The sequence below is a fragment of the Arachidicoccus terrestris genome (assembly GCF_020042345.1).
Classification (GTDB): Bacteria; Bacteroidota; Bacteroidia; order Chitinophagales; family Chitinophagaceae; genus Arachidicoccus; species Arachidicoccus terrestris.
In genome coordinates this window covers 1,132,817-1,152,436 of record NZ_CP083387.1, presented here as the reverse complement: position 1 = coordinate 1,152,436, position 19,620 = coordinate 1,132,817, and the positions used below count along the sequence as shown (strand labels likewise).

The window sequence follows — 19,620 nt, the reverse complement described above, 5'->3', positions numbered from 1 at the left end:
CAAAAAATTATGTCTCTGTTTCCCGTATACCCTCTCTATGACATTACCATTACTAAGGCCCTGGGGTCAACCGTCTGGGATGATCAGGACCAGGCCTATTTAGATATGTATGGTGGTCATGCCGTTATTTCAATCGGGCATACGCACCCGCATTGGGTAAAGCGTATTGAAGATCAGCTGCATCAGATTGCATTTTACTCGAATTCCGTTCAGATCCCTTTGCAGCAGCAATTGGCCGATAAGCTCTGCCTGCTTAGCGGTAAAAAAGATTATCAGCTTTTCTTATGTAACAGTGGGGCGGAGGCCAATGAGAACGCCCTGAAACTGGCATCCTTTCATACAGGCAGAAAGAAGATCGTTGCTTTTAAAGGGAGCTTCCATGGAAGGACGTCGCTGGCAGTAGCTGCTACCGATAACCCCGCAATTGTCGCTCCGGTTAATGAAACAGAAAACATTGCTTTTCTGCCCTTTAATGATGAAGGTGCGCTGGCCGGTTACTTTAAAGAGAATGGAGAGGATATTGCTGCAGTTATTGTTGAAGGTATCCAGGGTGTAGGCGGTATCAGGGTGGCCAGTGAATCTTTTTTACAACTGATCCGCAGCCTTTGTGACCAACACGGTGCTGTCTTTATTGCCGACAGTGTACAATGTGGTTATGGCAGGAGCGGCAAGTTTTTCTCTCATGATTACAGCGGGGTAGATGCAGATATCTATTCTATGGCCAAAGGTATGGGTAATGGTTTCCCAATCGGTGGTATTTTGATTGCGCCGAAAATCAAGGCTTCGTTTGGCATGTTGGGGACGACCTTTGGCGGCAACCATCTGGCCTGTGCCGCTGCCCTGGCCGTACTGGAAGTGATGGAGTCGGATCAGCTGATCCGGCAGGCGGAAGAGAATGGACAGTATCTGGTGGAGGCATTGTCAGGGATTCCCGGTCTAAAAAATATACGCGGCAGGGGCTTGATGATCGGTTTCGATGCAGAAGGCCATTTAAAAGACCTTCGTAAGAACCTGCTTTTTGACAGAAAGGTGTTTACCGGCACGGCTAAACCCAGTGTTATACGCTTATTGCCTTCGCTGGCGATCAGTCGGAGGGAACTGGACCAGTTTGTGGAAATACTGACCGAAGAAGTAAGTTTGCTTAGCCAGGCGCAGGCGCAGGCTTAAGCGTAAAATGGTATCTTTACATCACTGTTTTTATAGTTTTTGTGTACATAGCATAGGGCTGTAGCGCACAAACATATTTTTTTATTTTTTGTATTTTGGTCAATAATTAATCGCTTTAATTAATTCGAAAAATGGAAGAATCAATTCCCGCGGGGTCTGTCAATTTAAAAGAAGCCGGCTCTCTGTTAACCGGTAAGTTTACGACAGCAACGGATGTCTCTGATATAGATACACTCGTGAAAAGGGCGCTTGAATATAAAGCTGATCCTTTTAAAGATGCTCAGTTGGGTTATAGAAAACGCATCGGGTTGTTATTTTTGAATCCGAGCCTGCGAACACGTTTGAGTACACAGATCGCTGCCAGGAACCTGGGCATGGAAGCCATCGTGTTTAACGTGGATAAGGAAGGGTGGCAGTTAGAATTTGAGGAAGGCGCCATTATGAGTGGGAGCACCTCTGAGCATGTAAAGGATGCAGCGCCTATTCTGGGAAGCTATTTTGATATTTTATGCATACGTACGTTTCCTTCTCTGGTCAATAGGGAAGATGACTATAGTGAGCTTTATATAAGCGAGTTTATTAAGTATTGCGGCAGGCCGGTAATCAGCCTGGAAAGTGCGACACTACATCCCCTGCAATCGCTGACAGACGTGATCACCATCACTGAACAGATGCGGGATCGTCCGGAAGATTTCATGGGTCGTAAGCCGAAGGTAGTGCTTACCTGGGCCCCCCATGTAAAACCATTGCCTCAGTGCGTGGCTAATAGTTTTTCTCAGTGGATGTGCGCCTGGCAGGGAAAGAGTGAATTCGTTATAGCGCATCCTGAACAGTATGAGCTGGCCCCTGAATTTACCAAAGGTGCCCGTATTGTACATGATCAGGATCAGGCGTTAAAAGATGCGGATTTTGTCTACGTTAAGAACTGGAGCACATATAATGATTACGGAAAGATATTTGAAAACGACCCTTCCTGGATGTTGTCACTGGAAAAATTACAGTTGACACGCCAGGCGAAAGTCATGCATTGTTTACCTGTTCGGCGAAATGTCGAACTCAGTGATGAGGTGCTGGATAGTGCCCATAGTATCGTAACACAGGAAGCGGGTAACCGGGTCTGGGCTGCCCAGGCGGTTATCAGCGAACTGTTGCGACGCTCTTAGTATTTGTTCCAGCGTAGCCTTATCTCAGGCCGGTTTCCATAAGCCGGCCTGTAGAAGGCTAAAGCTATCAAAAGGTAAGACAGTGGGTGAGGGGTCCTACCACTCAATTTACTTTTTAATATATGGAACAATTATTTGTAATTAAGATTGGCGGTAACGTGATTGATGACCCTGAGAAACTGCGAGGTTTTCTCCAAACATTCGCCGGTGTGAAGGGTAAAAAAATACTGGTCCACGGCGGAGGTAAGATTGCTACAAAAATAGGACAGCAGTTGGGTATGGAACCCAATTATCATCAGGGACGACGTATTACTGATGACCAGACCATTGATCTGGTGACCATGGTCTATGGAGGACTGGTCAATAAAAAGATAGTGGCCAGCCTGCAGGCCTTGCAGGTAAATGCCATCGGCCTTACGGGGGCGGATGCCAATGTAATCCCTGCAGTAAAAAGACCGGTAAAAGAAGTGGATTTTGGCTGGGTTGGAGATGTCCACGATGGCCTTATCAACACCGTATTTCTCTCCTCTTTACTTCAACAAGATATTACACCGGTATTTGCAGCATTGACGCATGACGGTCAGGGGCATATGCTGAACACGAATGCTGACACTATCGCTTCTGTCTTGGCTGTGGCGCTTTCTGCTGCCTTTGAGGTCCGCCTGATCTATTGTTTTGAGAAGAAAGGCGTACTGATGGATATCGAGAACGAAGATTCCGTTATTGGTCAGATTGATCAGGCGCTTTATCAGCAGTTATTAACAGATAAGAAATTATTTGAAGGCATTATCCCGAAAATTGATAATGCCTTTGCCGCTATTCACAGTGGTGTAAAAGATGTGCTGATAGGTGACAGTAATGACCTCTATGCCAACACCACAATAAACACAAAAGGAACGCTCATTCATCTTTAAACAAAAAATAAATCGCAGGTAACGGCTGGTGGGTATCAGGATGATCCTATCTGAGCATGTCCATACAGGCCGGTTATCTGGAAAACAAAAACGCATGGAACAATATTCTCTATTTGAGGACGCAGTCAATTTGCTGAAAGAATTAATTGCCACACCTTCTTATTCCCGACAGGAGGATAAGACCGCAGTCATTATCAGAACCTTCTTGCATAATAAAGATATTCCGGCCCGCCAATATCTGAACAATGTTTGGGCGATCAATAAGTATTTTGATCCCCTTAAGCCTACCATATTACTCAACTCGCATCACGACACGGTAAAACCGAATCCTAAATATACCCGTTCCCCTTTTGTGCCTGATATAGAAGCCGGGAAATTATACGGACTGGGATCCAACGATGCCGGCGGATGCCTGGTATCACTGATCGCTGCATTTGTACATTTTTATGACAATCCGGGTTTGTCCTTCAATCTGGTACTGGCGGCAACCGCGGAAGAGGAGATTACCGGTAAAGATGGTATTGAGGCGCTACTTAAGCACGATGAATTTTTGTCGAGCCTTCATCACCCGGATTTTAAGCAGCAGGATAGATTTACAGCGATCGTAGGCGAACCTACGAAAATGAACCTGGCTATCGCAGAAAAGGGCCTGATGGTACTGGATGCCAAGGCGCAGGGCCGGGCCGGACATGCTGCCCGCAATGAAGGCGATAATGCGATCTATACAGCACTTAAAGATATTCAATGGTTTGAAACCTTTAAATACCCTAAAGACTCTGAGTGGCTGGGCGAAGTACACCAGACTGTTACTGTCATAGAAACAGAGAATAAAGCCCATAATGTCGTGCCGGCAGAATGTAGCTTTGTTGTAGATATCCGTATACCTGACTGTTATACCCATGAGGAGGTCCTGGCTATTATAAAGGACAATATCAAAAGCGATTTTAAAGAACGTAGCATTCGGCTGAGGTCCACCCGTATTGAAGTGGAGCATCCTTTGGTTCAGGCGGCTATCCGGCTGGGCGGGGAGCCTTATGGATCTCCTACCTGTTCTGATAAGGCATTAATGCCATTCCCGGCTCTGAAGTGCGGGCCTGGCGACAGTGCCAGATCTCACACCGCCGACGAGTTTATTTATGTGGATGAGATTAAATCAGGAATAGAAAGATATATTCAGATGCTGGACACCACCCGGTTTATCTAGGTATCCCTAAGATGCTATAATAGGTACACGTTAATATAAAACGCAGCGGGCCGCTTTATCTCTTATCGACAATAAGGATGAGGCGGCCCGCTTTTTATTGGGATCGGCTGCATGTCCGGGGTAATGGACAGTATAACAGAAGTTATTTTATTCTGCTTCTGTTTTATCCTTCTCACCGGCCCTATCTGTTGCCGGGGAGCTATTGGCATATTCCAAAATATCTCCCGGCTGGCAATTGAGTGCCTGGCATATTGCTTCTAATGTATTGAACCGAATGGCTTTTGCTTTCCCTGTTTTCAAAATGGATAAATTAGAGAGCGTCAGACCAACTTTATCGGAAAGCTCATTTAGCGACATTTTACGCTTGGCCATCATGACATCTAAGTTGACTATTATCGGCATGGAATTATATGGTTAAATCATTTTCGGTTTGGATGTCAATGCCTCTTTTGAAAATAACGGCTATGATATAGACGATGGCTGACATTAAAATAAATGCGTGACTGTCGGCCCAAAATGGGTTAAGCGTATCCGTTATATAACCATGATGTTGCAGATTACTGGCAGATTGATGTCCGATATAGCTGATAATTCCGATAGAAAAGGCGCAGGCGCTGATTTTAGTTATCTGCGTGGCAACAAAGTGATTAAACGGTTTTGATAAATCGAATTTGTGCATAAGTCTGATGACAATATAGAATAGATAAGCTTTTAGAAAGGAGATGAAAAGGATGAATGTGTACATCCCGAAAAAAGCCCACCTGCCATGTCTGTACATATCAGTCAGATCCAGCTTCTGGTATAGCCGTGGTAAATAGTCTGGCCGGCAGATACTAAAAATAAAATTGACAACCAGACCTCCGGTTTGTATACATAAGCCTGTAAAGATGAGCCAAGCTACTACCAGCAAAGCTTTGAACAGCAGATTATCTCGTTTTGCCATAACATTTAGGTTTTGATGTTTAATGCAAAGGTAATAAATATTTATTGATAAACAATAAATATTTGTCGATATTATTCTTTTTAAGGTTGACTTCTTCAAAACGGTTGAGTTTCATATCAGGCTGAAGCCAAAGGGGAAGAGCAGTAAGCTTTTATCCCGGAAGGCTATAGATATAGCGGAAAGTATATACGACCCGGAATTTTTCAAATGGATAAAAACTGCAAACAAAGGATTATTACTATAACCCTGACTGCAGGATTCAACGTATGGCTATAGTTTATGACATTTAATCAGTGCCGGCAGATGCGCTGGAAAGTCAAAAGCAAGGCTGTCTATGATATTTCTTCGCCTCTTTTTTGGCGATTGTAATTTCTATGAATCTTGACAATGGTATACCCGGAGACAATCAAAATAACCCATAGGGTAAAGGACCTTCTGGTAAAAACCGATCGGCTAAAAAAATCACTCATGTAAATCAGGCAACAAACAACGGCGATTACCCATAGGACACTCAGCCAGATGACCTTGCTTTTATTAAGATGCTTTAGATCGAACAGATTGTGTTTACCTTTATTTTTTTTATCTTCCATCATAGGTCAATTTTTAGGGGTTGAGGGGAATAGATACCCAAAATCCAGCGTTTTTGCCTTGACTTCCTTTTAAAAGTAGAAAAAAAACGGGAAATATTGACAAAAAAAGAGACAAACCCTGCCAAATTTCTCGCACCGCACCTTAATTTTAGCATAGATATTAGATAATTATTTCATTATTGTCCAACTTCAAGTGCGACGTATGCATGATTTGCTGACTGAAGAAAGAAAAAGATTCCAGGTGGACCGGCTTATTTTGTTCAGTGATGCCGTGTTCGCCATTGCCATTACTTTATTAATCATTGAAATTCATCCACCCAGTCTGGAAGGACTTCCGCTTACCAATCGTTCTTTTAGTGAGAAAATGGCGGAAATGGTCCCGGAATTTATTGGCTTTTTTATGAGTTTTGCGCTCATAGGGCTTTACTGGTCAAAACATCATGCAGTTTTTGGCTATATTACGGATTATTCGCCTAAGCTGATTTTCCTGAATTTACTGCTGCTGGCGGCCATTGTGCTGATGCCTTTCTCAACCCAGGTTTATAGTGCATATGTATCCGAGCAATATGTGCATCTACTGGGGCCATTTTTAATATACAGCCTGAATATCATCTTTTGCGGATTGACGAATTTCTGGATATGGGTTTATATTACTAAACCCGGTAATCCTGTTTGTAAGCAGGTTTTTCCTAAAAGATTTGTACGTAATGCCAAAATCAGGGCGCTCATCCTTCCTTTTGCCTTTCTGATTTCCTTTTTAGCCTGCTGGATTTTTGATGCGGTTTGGGGCAGATACTTACTGATGTTGATCCCGCTTTACTTCAGGCTGGTCAAAGATAAAGAAGGAGAAAAACCTCGCCCGCAGAAAAAAAATAACAGGAAATAAAGGGTTATTACATATACCCCCTGCCGCGCAGCCGTTCAAAGACCTGATGGATTTCTTTTTTAAGATTTGGCTGGATATGAATGGTAATCGTGTCTTTTTCGGCAGAACCCGGCTCTTCCAGGGTATTAAACTGACTTTTAAGGAGCCCAGCCGGCATAAAATGGTGCTTCCTGGCTACCATCCAGGAATGGATTAACGCAAAGGACCCTTTCAGATAGACAAACAGCATATTGTCAATATCACGGCGCAGGATATCCCGGTAACTTTTTTTGAGTGCTGAGCAGGAAACGATGACATCTTTACTGTCTTCTGTAAGGGCTGTCACTTTTTCGTGGATGGCTTTTAACCATCCGGCGCGGTCCTGGTCGTTTAAAGGGTGCCCACTGTGCATTTTGGCAATATTTTCTGGGGAATGAAAATCATCTCCCTCCAGAAAAATAGCACCCGTTTGCTGCTGTATGGCTTTAGCGATGGTGGATTTGCCACAGCCCGAAACACCCATAACGATTATACATTTTCCCCGCATCTTTTTCTGTTTTTGTCTTTCAAAGATATTATAATCCGCGTTAAATACTGTTTCTTTGCATAGGAAATCATTGCCTTCCGGCAGGGGCCGGTATATACGGCAGTGGCGGCATATCAATCATTTTAAAATAGGATATCGATGAAACTCTGGGCGAAAAATACAACTGCATTGAAAGAAGTAGAAAATTTTACTGTCGGCAGGGACAGAGAGTTTGATACGCAGTTGGCCCCTTTTGACGTTCTGGGCAATATGGCGCATGCCACGATGCTTTCCACTATTGGTTTATTGACGGAAGCTGAAAAAAATGAGCTGCTTGCGGCATTGAAGGATATCTATAAGGATATTCTTCAAGGAAAATTCGCGATTCAGGAAGAGGTGGAAGATATCCATTCCCAGATAGAGTTTCTGCTAACAAAGAAATTGGGGGATACAGGCAAAAAGATCCATGCGGCCAGAAGCCGTAATGATCAGGTGCTGGTAGACCTCAAGTTATTTCTCAGAGCAGAAATAGAAAAAATCACCAGGGACGTACGTTCTTTGTTTGATTTATTGATAGAAAAGAGTGAAGCATATAAAGATGTGTTATTACCAGGTTATACCCATCTGCAGATCGCCATGCCTTCGTCGTTTGGACTATGGCTGGGTGCTTACGCAGAAGGCTTGGCTGATGATATGCTGACATTACAATCAGCCTATCAGGTAGTCAATAAAAATCCATTAGGCTCAGCGGCCGGATATGGATCCTCTTTTCCGGTAAACAGGACACTTACTACCGAGCTCCTGGGTTTTGCTGACTTAAATTATAATGTGGTCTATGCGCAGATGGGCAGAGGCAAGGCAGAAAGAGTCACTGCCATGGCAATGGCGGGCATTGCTGAGACCCTGGCCAGGCTGGCGATGGATTGCTGCCTGTACCTGTCACAGAACTTTTCTTTTATTTCTTTTCCGCCGGAACTGACCACCGGTAGCAGTATTATGCCACACAAAAAGAACCCGGATGTATTTGAATTGATCAGGGGGTATAGTAACCGGATGAAAGCCTTACCGAATGAGATAATGATGATGACTACCAATCTGCCTTCGGGTTATCACAGGGAACTGCAATTATTAAAAGAGCACTTGTTCCCGGCCTTCCAGACCCTCCATAACTGCATTGAAATGACGGGACTCATGATCAGTCATATGGAAGTTAATAAAGATATCGTCGAAGATCCTAAGTATAAATATATTTTCAGTGTAGAAGAAGTCAATAAACTGGTTTTAGCCGGTATGCCGTTCCGGGACGCGTACAAGAAAGTGGGGCTGGATATTGAAGCCGGTAAGTTTGACTATTCCACTAAAGTGCATCATACCCATGAAGGAAGTATCGGTAATCTTTGCACCGCCCAGATTAAAGCCAATATGGATAAAGCGCTTTCCAGCTTTGATTTTATTACTTATCACAAAGCCATAGAACGACTGCTGCAATCCTGAGAGCGTCCGTCATTTGATTAAAATGATTTCAGCAATAGATGAATATATCTATGCTACGTAAAAAGGGGGTATAAAGGGAATTTGTTGTATATTCATTGCCGGTACGTTGATCAAAGTCATTGTATGCGTATAAATTTTCTTTTATCTACATGTTTGATGCCTGTTTGCTGTTTTGGATTATTCAGTATTGGCTGTGATACGCGAACGGACCGGGTTAATGTGCATGCTACTGCTGATCAACCGGCATCCGTTGCCATAACGCTTCATCCGGATGTAAATAAACTGACCAAGGATTTTAAGAGCTTTTGGAATTATTGGTATGACAGTGTTGACCTTTCAAGGAATTTTATTGCATTGAATACGGACAGTCAACAAATCTCTAAAAAAGTCTTTTTGGAGAAATTAAATACAGGTAAGTTTATGCCTGTAAATACAGGAATTAACCAGGATCAATATACTTATCAGCTCATACCATTGCCCGAGAAAATTGTGACTGATATCGCCGGTACCATCCGGCAAATGGCAGCCACAGCGTTATGGCAATTTGAAAAGGAAGGGACACCACTGCCTGATTTTGATTTCACAACGATCGAAGGAAAAAACTATACAAATGCCAATTGTAAAGGAAAGATTCTTGTATTGGATACCTGGTTTGTGAGATGCACCGCTTGTGTAAATGAGATGCCTGATCTGAACCGGTGGGTGTATCCATATAAGGACAGGAAGGATGTCGTATTTTTGAGCCTTTGTCTGGATGACAGCGCTGCCATTGAAAAATTCCTGACAAGGCAGGGCTTCGCTTTTCAGATTGTTCCTGACGCGAAGGCATATATAGAAGGAAAGCTGGGCGTATTCGAATTTCCTACCAAGATTTTGGTTGGAAAGGATGGTAAGATTATAAAAATCGGCAATTTTAAATCAATTAGAAGGGTGTTTAATAAATTACTTACCGGCCCGGCCCAACCAGCGGTGACAAGCCTGCGTTAAGGTGAATTTTCAATTGATGACAAAAGACAGATTATTAAAAAATTGAATCAAGGTGGGATCTCGCTTTATGAATATTCTTTAGCTATGGGATCAAGAAATGGGCTGTGAATATTCACACCCTTCCCAATGCGAAGTGTTATGTAATCACATTTGGGTGAAAGAGGTGAAATACAATTATTAGAACGAATATCAATTTTCAAGAAGAAGCTTTTGACGTTCTATATAACTATTTTGGCGCAAAAATCAAAAGAATGGAACGTTAGCGACTATCGCATGAATGCTAACTGAATAAATATTCAATATCTTCTTTGGTCAGGCTCTTGACAAAGGAACTATCCTCTGCAATTAACTCATTGGCGAGGGCCCTTTTACGATCCTGCAATGTCAAAATCTTGTCTTCCACGCTGTCCTTACAGATCATCCGGTAAGCGAATATGTTTTTGGTCTGACCGATACGATGGGTACGGTCAATGGCCTGTTGCTCGATTGCTGGATTCCACCAGGGATCAACGATATAGACATAGTCAGCAGCGGTCAGGTTCAGACCCACGCCACCGGCTTTCAGGGAGATTAGAAATACGCGGCAATCATCGTCATTCTGGAAGTTTTGAATCGCCACTTCCCGGTCTTTTACTGAGGTGCCGCCATCAAAATACTGGTATTTAATGCCCATCTCATCCAGCTTTTCCCGGATAAGACCCAACATGCCCAAAAATTGTGAGAAGATAAGTGCCTTATGATTACTGAGGTTCTCTTCCAGTTCTTTGGTCAGCTCCTTGATCTTGATGGAGTGATTCGGAAAGTTCTCGTCTTTTATAATGGCAGGGCTGTCACAGATCTGACGCAGTCGCATAAGGCCCTGCAAAATAGATAACTGGGAGCGTTGTACGCCCTGTTGATCGATCATTCCCAATATTTTATCCCTGACATCATTGCGATAGGCTTCATATATTTCCCGTTGGTGTTTACCCATTTCACAGAAAAGTACCTGTTCAGTTTTTTCCGGAAGGTCCTTTGCTACCTGTTCTTTTGTCCTGCGCAGGATAAATGGGAAAAGCAGCTTCCTGAGCTGTTCTTTTTGCTGTTTTTCTCCGAACTTATCAATAGGAATGGCAAACTGTTGCTTGAACCATTCCACACTGCCTAAAAGCCCGGGATTCAGGAAGTTCATCTGTGCATAGATATCAAATGTATTGTTCTGTAGGGGAGTACCGCTCAGGCAAAGCCGGTTGTCAGCCTGCAACAGGTTAACGGCTTTGGCGATTTTACTCACCGGATTCTTGATCGCCTGGCTTTCATCCAACACAACATAATTGAAACGCTTCTCGACAAAATGCTTGATATCGCTACGAAGTGTACCGTAGGTAGTAATAATAATATCTGAATCACCGGATATGATCTTCGCCAGATTACGTCCTGCACCGTGATGGATAAAGTACGTAATGCCAGGCGTGAATTTACGGATCTCGTTTTCCCAGTTGTACAGCAGAGAAGTGGGGCAAACGACTAAAGCAGAGAACGCAGTAGCTTTCTCCTGCTTTAAATGATAAAGATAGGTCAGCGTCTGGATGGTCTTACCAAGACCCATATCATCGGCCAGTATACCGCCCCATTTTACGGTATCCAGGTAGTTCAGCCAGTGATAGCCTGCAGACTGATAGGGGCGTAGAATAGATTTTAGATGCTGAGGAACTTCGAGCTCATGAATGACGTGTTCCCTGCGTATCTTCTCATATTTCTCCTCCAGGTGGAAAATCAGTTCTTTTTCATCTCTTTGAGCGTACAGCTCATCGATGATGGTAAAATGATATTTATTTAGTTTTAGTGAGGAATCCGTTGTTTCACCCACCTGAAATAAAAGACTGTATTTTTTGAGCCACTCTTCCGGTAAGACGCCTAGCGTGCCATCCTTCAGCTGTACAAATTGCTGTTTATTATTCAGGGCTTTCTTGATCTCGGCGACCGAGATCTTCTGCCCGTTAAAATCGATATCCACCTTTGCATCAAACCAGTCTGTATGGGTGCTGAGATTAATAACGGTCGTCGGCTTAGCCGTGTTAAACCGGTACTTTTTCAGGGTTTCAAAACCATAGACGGGTACGTTCATTTCCTTCATACTGTCTACGAAGAGAAAAAACCAGTTATTTTTTAATACGTCCTGCCCTTTCAGGGCCAGTTGGTTTTTATTAACGACCGCAAAACCTGAATGCAGACTATGTATTTTTTGAAAGAACGCGTTTTCAGCCTCACGGTTACGGTGGATGATCAGTAATTTATCTTTCTGTGGCAAAATGATCTGATCATTCTGCTCATCTGTAATGCGGTGATTATGATAAATGAATATAGGGTCGAATACCAGATAATCGCCCCTTTCCTTTAAGTTGATCCTGGATTCAGGAATCATATCGAAAATCTCTTCCTGCTGGATATTCGTGAAATTAACTTTGTAGTCTTTTGATAAGGGTATGACAAAGTCAAATAGCGCATGCTCCCACTGGTCTTCATCATATAGGATGCGGCCGTCATCCAGGAATTTTTCCACGGTAATAACGTCTTCGGCCTTACTCCACAGATAAAACTGGTTCTCTACCTGGAATAACAAATTGGAGCCCATTTCGTTTTCTGTGATCAGCTTCTCGCCGAGCAGGGTATCGACCTTACAGATGACCTCGTATTTTCCGTCATTATGGGCCACTTCGAAATGGGGTTTGACATAATTGATAGAGTAATTGGCCAGTTCTATATTGGCAGAAGACAACGCTTTGCCTTTCGGAAGATAAAACGTCAGGTAACTGTCAATAGATAGATTAAATAAATGTTTCAGCTTTTGGTAGAGGTAATCTACAATAAGTCTGCGTGTATCCTCAGTTAACGGCTGACCTTTTTGCTGAACGATATTATCCCATATGCCGCTAAACTCAGAATTGCGATCCAGATAGCGGTTGACCTCACTGGTCGATATTTTTCTCAGTGTATGAACAATATTCCAGTCTTCTTCCGCTATTTTCTCCGAATCGATGGTCTTGCCAAAATCGAGCTTTTCGATCTGATCGATAAAATTGGTGCCTGCTTCATTTGTCTCACCCCTTACAGGAATGAATTGCACAAAAGGATATTGATGCTGATTTTCGGCTATAACAATACCCACCCTGAAATCGCCGTTTTCTTTTTCCAGTACTTCCGGTTCAGGGGCGATTTCCTGTTTGACGATCTTGGTTTGCGGGTTAAAGCTGTTGGGGTTAACGACCTTTTTGATATTGGGATCCAGTACGCGTAAGAAGGGTTTGCCGTTTTTATATGTAAACTCAAATTTGCCGGAAAGATCATCTTCCAGTGAGAAACCGTATAGGCCTAATAATTGATTTTTTTCCCGATCCCAGTTTCGTATGGTGTCAAAATAATCGGCGCCTCCAATGTTGACCAGGTGTAAAAGCAATATTGTCTTATGCAGACAAAGCGGATGATGCGTTTCACTGCCGCAGTTACAGCTTGTATCAAAGTTTCTTTCTGTATTTTTCTGTATAATGACCGGAAATACTTCCCTGTCTACCGTGATTTCCGCGACCACCTTTTCATTAGCACTTTCCAGCAATAATGGCTTGCTCATCCGTAAGGATTCTTCTGCGGATTCATAGGTCTCTGTCGCAGCGAATGCCCGGATCTGCCTCAGATCCAACCGGTTCATGCGCAAGGTCGTGTGTTGCTGATCATAATTAACCTCAACGTTGGCCAACAGATGCTGATCAGACATTTGCTGCAACTGGAAAAGCACCGCTACTTCATGTTTGCAGAGTTCTCCCAGATTATAAGTACAGTTACACTTTAAAGATAAAGTAGATTCGTCTTTATAGCCACGAACCTGCACTTTATACCAGCTGGCATACATATCATCCTTTACCCGGAAGCTGATCGTGTTGGATAATGTGTCGTGATGAGCGACTTCAATTCTGCCACTATTAAAAATCTTCCGGCCGCGTGCTGTGATTTCTTCGGATCCGTTACTATAAATCTGTTTTATAAAAAATGGTAACAATGCTTGTCTTTTTCAAATATTAGTTTGCCAAAAAGCAATTTGCAAAGGTAACGATTTTCAGGGTATTTTTAAAGGGGCAATCGGCCGCTGAAGGCATAAAAAAAGGGATAAACCGAAATTTATCCCTTGTATTAATGTTATTTATAATATCAGTCAGCTTCTTAATAGAACTGATCTTCTTTTTTGTTCTCGTCCATCAGCCCCATTGCTTTTACAAAATAGGTCAAAACGCCAGGTAAAGCCAACCAGAACCATTGTCTGGCCCAGATCATCAGACCGATAATAATTGCCAGCCAAATGACAAACCATACCCAATATTTTCCACGTGATGTTGTTTCTTCCATTTCAGTAAAATTTTTACAAATGTAGGTAAAAAAATAAAAATTAGTGCGCCCGGCTCCTATTTTTCTTCTGTAAACAGTTTGTTGTAAGAGACCATTGCTTCTTTAATAATATTCAGGGCCTGTTGTTTGTTGCCGAACTCTTCGACTTTAACAGTCTTCTTTTCCAGTACTTTATATTGCTCGAAGAAGTGACGTAATTCGTTGAAAAAATGTTTAGGCAGTTCTTCGATATTTTCATAATAGTTGATGGCAGGATCATTGGCTGCTACACCGATGATCTTGTCATCTCCTTCTCCGCCATCCAGCATCTGCATAACGCCAATAACCTTGGCTTCGACAATACACATGGGTTGAATGGTCATGCTGGAGATAATCAAAATGTCCAGGGGGTCTTTATCATCGCCGTATGTCTGGGGGATAAAGCCATAATTGGCAGGGTAGTGGAAGGATGAATAGATGACTCTGTCCAGTTTCAGCAGGCCGCTGGCTTTGTCGATTTCATATTTGGAACGGGATCCCTGAGGGATTTCTACAATACAATTCACGAATTCCGGTGCATTTTTGCCAGTCTCAACGCCATGCCAGGGATGCAAAACCTGCGTAGTTTTAATCATGCCTTTTTTGTTTAATAGGAAATTTGGGTGCAAAGGTAATTATAAATACCTATTTATCCCTCGCCGCGTGCAGATATTACACGTTAAAACTTATGCAGACAAACACCTGTAAGTGTGAAAATCATACAATTATGCCTCTGTGATCTGTTTTCTGTAGAGTTCGGCATAATAGCCGCCCTGTTTCATTAACTGGTCATGTGTACCCCTTTCTGTGATCATTCCATCATCTATAATGATAATCTGATCAAAGTTAAATACGGTGAAAATCCTATGGGTAATGATAATAGCGGTTTTATCGCTCAAAAACTGGTTAAGGTGGGAGATGATCTGGTTTTCCGTTTTGGCGTCTACAGCGCTCAGGCAGTCATCAAATACCATTAATTCTGGTTCTTTAATAAGCGCCCTGGCGATTGAAACGCGCTGTTTTTGTCCTCCGCTTAACATAACTCCACGTTCGCCTACCATGGTCTCATAACCGTTCTCCAACTCCAGGATCTCATTATGAATGCTGGCAGATCTGGCTGCGGCTTCAATGCTTTCTCTTGACGCTTTTTCATTCAAGCCAAAGCTGATGTTGTTGGCAATCGTATCACTGAACAGGAAGACGTCCTGTGGCACATAACTGATATTGTGCCTAAGCTGCCTGAAAGGCATATCTTTGATATTGACGCCTTTAATGTAGACGTTGCCATGATCCGGATCAAAGGACCTGAGCAGCAAATGAGCAACGGTTGATTTGCCGCTGCCTGTTTTGCCCAAAATCAGCACCTTTTCGCCTTTTTTTACCCGTAAATTAAAATCCTTGATCGCTTTGATGCCCGTATTGGGATAAGTAAAGGATATGTGTTCAAACAAAATATCTCCGTCCAGTTCGGCGGGTTTCGTAACGGGTTTGTCCTGAATGGCGGGTACCTGTTCCAGAAATTCGTTCAGTCTTTTTTGTGAGGCGGCGGCCCGCTGGGTCATACTCGCCACCCAGCCAATGGCACTCACCGGGAAAATGAGCAGTAAGATATAGATCACGAATTCCACGATCAGGCCTACCTTAGTCGTGTCATGCAAAACGATCTGGCAACCAATCAGCACGGTAATTAATGTGCTGAGGCCAATGATCAGGTTCATGCTGGGAAAATATACCGCTTCCATCTTGGCAAGGCCTACCGCGTTTTTTCGATATTCTTCACTGCTTTTTCGGAAGAAACCCAGTATAGCCTTCTCCTGAACATACGATTTGATGACCCGGATGCCAGAAAAAGATTCCTGGGCATTGGTCGTTAGATCAGATAACAGCGCCTGGACCCTTGTGCTCCTTTTATGAATATTGATGTTCAGAAAATAAATGGTCAGGGCGAGTATGGGTAAAGGAGAAATGACAATCAAAGTCAGCCTGACATCCTGTTGTAACATATTGATCAGGCATAAGGCGATCAGGGTCGTCAGATTAATAAAATACATAATAGCAGGTCCGGTATACATACGAACCCTGCTGACATCTTCGGCCATTCTGTTCATCAGATCGCCTGTTGAATGGGTCTTGTAAAAACCTGCATCCAGGGTCTGATAGTGTTCATAAACCTCATTTTTCTGATCATATTCGATATGACGGCTCATGACAATAATGGTTTGCCGCATAAAGAACATAAAAAGGCCCCTGATTAAGGCAAGAACGATTATAACGATACTGCTTACCAGAACCATTCTGCCATACGGAAAGCTGTCCATCCAGGAGAAAAAATGGGCTAGTATAACATCCTTGACAACCTGAGTGCCTGCCTCAGGGTGGGGACCCGGTAATGTTTCCTGCAGTTTTCCGACTACATAGCGGAATACCTGTGGCGACATTACAGCAAAGTAGTTGGAGGCAGTAATGAACAAAAAACCCAGTATGAAACGATAGCGATATTTCCAGAAGTATTTATTGAGAACTGATAATTCTTTCATAGTTAATGAGTGACCCTGCAGATAAATTAGATGCTTTGATGTGCCGGAAACAGGGATCGAATCGCAAAATTACGGGAAGAATGGCAAAAAAATTTGGTTATTAAATTTATTAGATATTATTTTGCGCCCGGAGAGTTGGCAGAGTGGTCGAATGCGGCGGTCTTGAAAACCGTTGACTGTCACAGGTCCGGGGGTTCGAATCCCTCACTCTCCGCTTAATTTCCTTATAATTGCTTGTTTCTCAATTGTTTGTGTGTTATTAAATAAAAAAGTCGGTACAAAACCCGGCACAAATAAAATAACACATGGAAGCAAAAACAGTATGCTACACACCCCCTAAGATCGTAACAAAGAACCCTAAAGACTGTTATGTCTATTTTCGTTTTTTCCACGCCGGCAAATGGCATGTAAAGAAATACCGGGGTGATGCGAACCGGGATCACATGAAAGCATTTAAAATGCAGGAACTACAGGCGGTTCAAAAAGCTAAGTTAATCTGGCTGCAAAATGGATGGAACCCGATTCTGGATCCAGACTTTAAGAACCGGCATGTTATCCGGGCGGATTCGGGGCGGCCGATGACGTTCGCCCAGGCTCTCAAATTTTCGCTATCCAAAAAGAAAGTTGCTTCCAAGACAATGCAGGATTATGGCAACCAATTAAAGTTCATTGAGCAGTCAATTTCAAGATGTGGGTATGATATTTTGAATATAAAGGACGTTCGACGGATCCATATCCGGACAATTTTAGATGATCTGGACCGGGCAAAGGGCCTAAGCAATCACGGATTTAATAAATACAGGGACACGCTTCGGGCCTTATTAGGTGAACTATTGGATTGGGACATTATAGAATTTAACCCGGCAGCAAATATCCGGGGACGGGCGAAAGTGGAATCAAGTAAATATATCCCATTGACGGAAGCGGAAAAGAAAAAAATTGCTGAAAATCTGGAAAGAATTCATTTTAACTTTTTTGTCTTTTCGCTGGTAGTGTATCATGCGGGCATACGGCCAAAAGAAGTATTAGCCCTCAAAATCGGCGATATTGATTTACTGTCAAGGGTAATTACCATTCGGCCGGATCTGGCGGCAGAAAATAGTAAAACAAAGAATGTCCGCAGGGTGCCTATTGATGATGAGCTATATAATTACCTTATGCGCTTGGGCCTTTCAAAATTCCCCCACACCCATTATGCGTTTGGAAGCAACTGCGGCACTTCCGGAAACCGTGGAAAAGGATCCAGTTTAAAAGGTGTCAGCGGGGCAATGCGTCCTGATTTCCTATCTCCGTCAACTGTCAGAGTAAAGCGGGACACGGTAACTAATCTATGGGGAAAGCTTGTAATAAAGGGACTTGGGATCAATAAACACCTATATGCCTTAAAGCATACCGGCGGCAATGACAAGATCGTAGCGGGCGTGGATCTTGACGCCTTGCGATCCCTATACGGGCATACAAATAAAAAAATGACTGAAACGTATGTCAAGCAAATAAAGGGCGTATATCAGGACGAAATAATAAAGAAGTCGCCAAACTTTGTTGGTGCAGCGCAATAAAAAAGGCCCCATTATGGGGCCTTTCCCTTTCACCAATTAAAAACCAAATCAAAACAAACCTAAAACAGAGCAATGTCTATGAGAAAAGCGCAACGCCTTTATGGTGCATGCTTTCAAAATCCATGATTTCCGATTGTGACGGTTCCGCCGTTCTGGATCCAGTAACCCATTCTTTCCAATAGGCCCGCGCCAGGTCTTCTACTGTGTGAATCTCTATCTTAGCAATTTTACCGGCATATCCCCCGACAAAAAGCCCCCGATCCTTTAGCCGGTCCGCCAGAAAGTCTATACTTGTATGCCAGCTGGCAAAGCAAACGAAACGACGGGCATTTCCCGTCATGTTTTCGTTTTTGACGCAAGTCCCTGTTATGGCATCGTCAAATTTTTTATCCCACCGGCCGGAATCGGCTTGAATCCCCCCGTAGTTATTACAAACGCCAGACTTCCCGTTAGCACTTTCATTGCGGAATACAGTATATAAAGAAGCCTTTAGGGCCAATGATATTGGCAAAGTCCTAATATATTGCGTCACATCTGCCATATCAACAGATGTGCGTTCATAGGGTAATTTGGGCTTTTCGGGGTAAGAATTTCTTACTTTCATTTTTTCAACCATTTATATAGTCCAAAACAAATCACTGCAATTACCGCAACGATCATTATTCCGGATAAAAGCTTTTTACGATCGACCGTTTTTATATTTTCGACCGTGCCCTTGTTAACATTTAAGGAATCAGCATTTTTCACCCCCAACGAATCAGCATTAATGAGCCTGACACCCTGTTTTGTACCGGTATTATTTTCGGTTTCCTTTTGTAGATTTCCTTTTTCGTAGGTTGTGGTTTCCCGATACAGTAACTTCCCCGGCATCTTATGGCTTCCACCTTTTTTGTGGCTGGTATGGCTTATATTTGATGTTTCCTTTCCATTTTTAGTTTGAGTAGGTACTACAGGATTGGGTCTTGTATCTGACCCTAAATCAAAATCATTTGTCCAGTATTCACGCACTACAGTTTTTCGGCTATAACCACTATCTATTTTTGACTTTTGAGAAGCAGTTACATCGGAATGGGCAGCACTGTCTTTTTTATTCACATGGGACGCTTGACGGGACTTTGTGGCTGTACTATCAATATTGACTGTCGTTGATTTCCGTAGCTTTTTTACGCTGCTACAGGAAGTGGCGGTAATCAGTATTAGTCCAATAAATAAAGCAGCTAGGATGCCCATAAGGCGAGTTCCGTACTTGTAAATTACATTTGACATGGCTTTATTT

The 19,620-nt window shown here is 42.9% G+C and carries 18 protein-coding genes and 1 tRNA gene; 9 read left to right on the top strand and 10 right to left on the bottom strand.

Translation table 11 applies throughout. The features are described 5' to 3' along the window. The first annotated feature begins 9 nt into the window (after positions 1-9). From K9M52_RS04550 to K9M52_RS04535, 4 genes are all read left to right on the top strand, one after another. Positions 10-1,167 (top strand): aspartate aminotransferase family protein, encoded by a 1,158-nt coding sequence (locus K9M52_RS04550; RefSeq protein ID WP_224070878.1) that lies wholly within the window; start codon positions 10-12, stop codon positions 1,165-1,167. A gap of 131 nt (positions 1,168-1,298) precedes the next feature. Further along, positions 1,299-2,330, top strand: coding sequence for a Rossmann-fold NAD(P)-binding domain-containing protein (locus K9M52_RS04545; RefSeq protein WP_224070877.1), 1,032 nt, complete (start codon positions 1,299-1,301; stop codon positions 2,328-2,330). A gap of 122 nt (positions 2,331-2,452) precedes the next feature. Beyond that, positions 2,453-3,244 carry an acetylglutamate kinase gene (gene argB / locus K9M52_RS04540; RefSeq protein ID WP_224070876.1) on the top strand — a complete coding sequence of 264 codons (792 nt, stop codon included), beginning with the start codon at positions 2,453-2,455 and terminating at the stop codon, positions 3,242-3,244. A 94-nt stretch (positions 3,245-3,338) separates the two neighbouring features. Next, on the top strand, positions 3,339-4,448 hold the full coding sequence (locus K9M52_RS04535; RefSeq protein ID WP_224070875.1) for a M20 family metallo-hydrolase: 1,110 nt from the start codon (positions 3,339-3,341) through the stop codon (positions 4,446-4,448). A 147-nt stretch (positions 4,449-4,595) separates the two neighbouring features. Here the strand turns inward: K9M52_RS04535 and K9M52_RS04530 are convergent, their stop codons facing one another. The 3 genes from K9M52_RS04530 to K9M52_RS04520 all read right to left on the bottom strand — a co-directional run bounded on the left by K9M52_RS04530 (position 4,596) and on the right by K9M52_RS04520 (position 5,984). Continuing rightward, positions 4,596-4,850 carry a helix-turn-helix domain-containing protein gene (locus K9M52_RS04530; protein ID WP_224070874.1) on the bottom strand — a complete coding sequence of 85 codons (255 nt, stop codon included), beginning with the start codon at positions 4,848-4,850 and terminating at the stop codon, positions 4,596-4,598. Between the two features lie 4 nt (positions 4,851-4,854). Next, positions 4,855-5,391: a DUF2975 domain-containing protein gene (locus K9M52_RS04525; protein ID WP_224070873.1), complete on the bottom strand. Its 537-nt coding sequence runs from the start codon at positions 5,389-5,391 to the stop codon at positions 4,855-4,857. Positions 5,392-5,723: 332 nt separating this feature from the next. Then, positions 5,724-5,984 (bottom strand): hypothetical protein, encoded by a 261-nt coding sequence (locus K9M52_RS04520; RefSeq protein ID WP_224070872.1) that lies wholly within the window; start codon positions 5,982-5,984, stop codon positions 5,724-5,726. Between the two features lie 199 nt (positions 5,985-6,183). Between K9M52_RS04520 and K9M52_RS04515 the strand changes: the two genes are divergently transcribed. Next, positions 6,184-6,867 (top strand): TMEM175 family protein, encoded by a 684-nt coding sequence (locus K9M52_RS04515; protein ID WP_224070871.1) that lies wholly within the window; start codon positions 6,184-6,186, stop codon positions 6,865-6,867. 7 nt (positions 6,868-6,874) lie between these two features. Here K9M52_RS04515 and K9M52_RS04510 read toward each other — a convergent pair whose 3' ends face one another. Next, complete coding sequence (locus K9M52_RS04510) at positions 6,875-7,393, bottom strand: gluconokinase (protein ID WP_224070870.1); 519 nt, start codon at positions 7,391-7,393, stop codon at positions 6,875-6,877. A 138-nt stretch (positions 7,394-7,531) separates the two neighbouring features. Here K9M52_RS04510 and argH point away from each other — a divergent pair, with 138 nt between their 5' ends. Both argH and K9M52_RS04500 read left to right on the top strand, forming a co-directional pair. Further along, entirely contained in the window at positions 7,532-8,866 is a 1,335-nt protein-coding gene (gene argH / locus K9M52_RS04505) for an argininosuccinate lyase (protein ID WP_224070869.1), read from the top strand. A gap of 123 nt (positions 8,867-8,989) precedes the next feature. After that, positions 8,990-9,853, top strand: a complete 864-nt coding sequence (locus tag K9M52_RS04500) for a TlpA family protein disulfide reductase (protein WP_224070868.1) — start codon at positions 8,990-8,992, stop codon at positions 9,851-9,853. Positions 9,854-10,133: 280 nt separating this feature from the next. Here the strand turns inward: K9M52_RS04500 and K9M52_RS04495 are convergent, their stop codons facing one another. From K9M52_RS04495 to K9M52_RS04480, 4 genes are all read right to left on the bottom strand, one after another. Next, on the bottom strand, positions 10,134-13,886 hold the full coding sequence (locus tag K9M52_RS04495; protein WP_224070867.1) for a DEAD/DEAH box helicase: 3,753 nt from the start codon (positions 13,884-13,886) through the stop codon (positions 10,134-10,136). A 161-nt stretch (positions 13,887-14,047) separates the two neighbouring features. Then, positions 14,048-14,230: a hypothetical protein gene (locus tag K9M52_RS04490; RefSeq protein WP_224070866.1), complete on the bottom strand. Its 183-nt coding sequence runs from the start codon at positions 14,228-14,230 to the stop codon at positions 14,048-14,050. Positions 14,231-14,286: 56 nt separating this feature from the next. Next, complete coding sequence (locus tag K9M52_RS04485; protein WP_224070865.1) at positions 14,287-14,844, bottom strand: inorganic diphosphatase; 558 nt, start codon at positions 14,842-14,844, stop codon at positions 14,287-14,289. Between the two features lie 129 nt (positions 14,845-14,973). Beyond that, positions 14,974-16,785, bottom strand: coding sequence for an ABC transporter ATP-binding protein (locus K9M52_RS04480; RefSeq protein WP_224070864.1), 1,812 nt, complete (start codon positions 16,783-16,785; stop codon positions 14,974-14,976). Positions 16,786-16,914: 129 nt separating this feature from the next. Between K9M52_RS04480 and K9M52_RS04475 the strand changes: the two genes are divergently transcribed. Further along, positions 16,915-16,999 (top strand) — tRNA-Ser (locus K9M52_RS04475). A 91-nt stretch (positions 17,000-17,090) separates the two neighbouring features. Then, the gene (locus K9M52_RS04470; RefSeq protein WP_224070863.1) at positions 17,091-18,344 is read left to right on the top strand and encodes a tyrosine-type recombinase/integrase; all 1,254 of its coding nucleotides are present in this window, start codon (positions 17,091-17,093) and stop codon (positions 18,342-18,344) included. Positions 18,345-18,420: 76 nt separating this feature from the next. On the opposite strand, the gene K9M52_RS04465 is transcribed toward K9M52_RS04470, so the two are convergent. Both K9M52_RS04465 and K9M52_RS04460 read right to left on the bottom strand, forming a co-directional pair. Then, entirely contained in the window at positions 18,421-18,948 is a 528-nt protein-coding gene (locus tag K9M52_RS04465) for a hypothetical protein (RefSeq protein WP_224070862.1), read from the bottom strand. Beyond that, positions 18,945-19,610: a hypothetical protein gene (locus K9M52_RS04460; RefSeq protein ID WP_224070861.1), complete on the bottom strand. Its 666-nt coding sequence runs from the start codon at positions 19,608-19,610 to the stop codon at positions 18,945-18,947. Before K9M52_RS04460 ends, K9M52_RS04465 begins: the two co-directional genes overlap by 4 nt. Positions 19,611-19,620 lie beyond the last annotated feature (10 nt).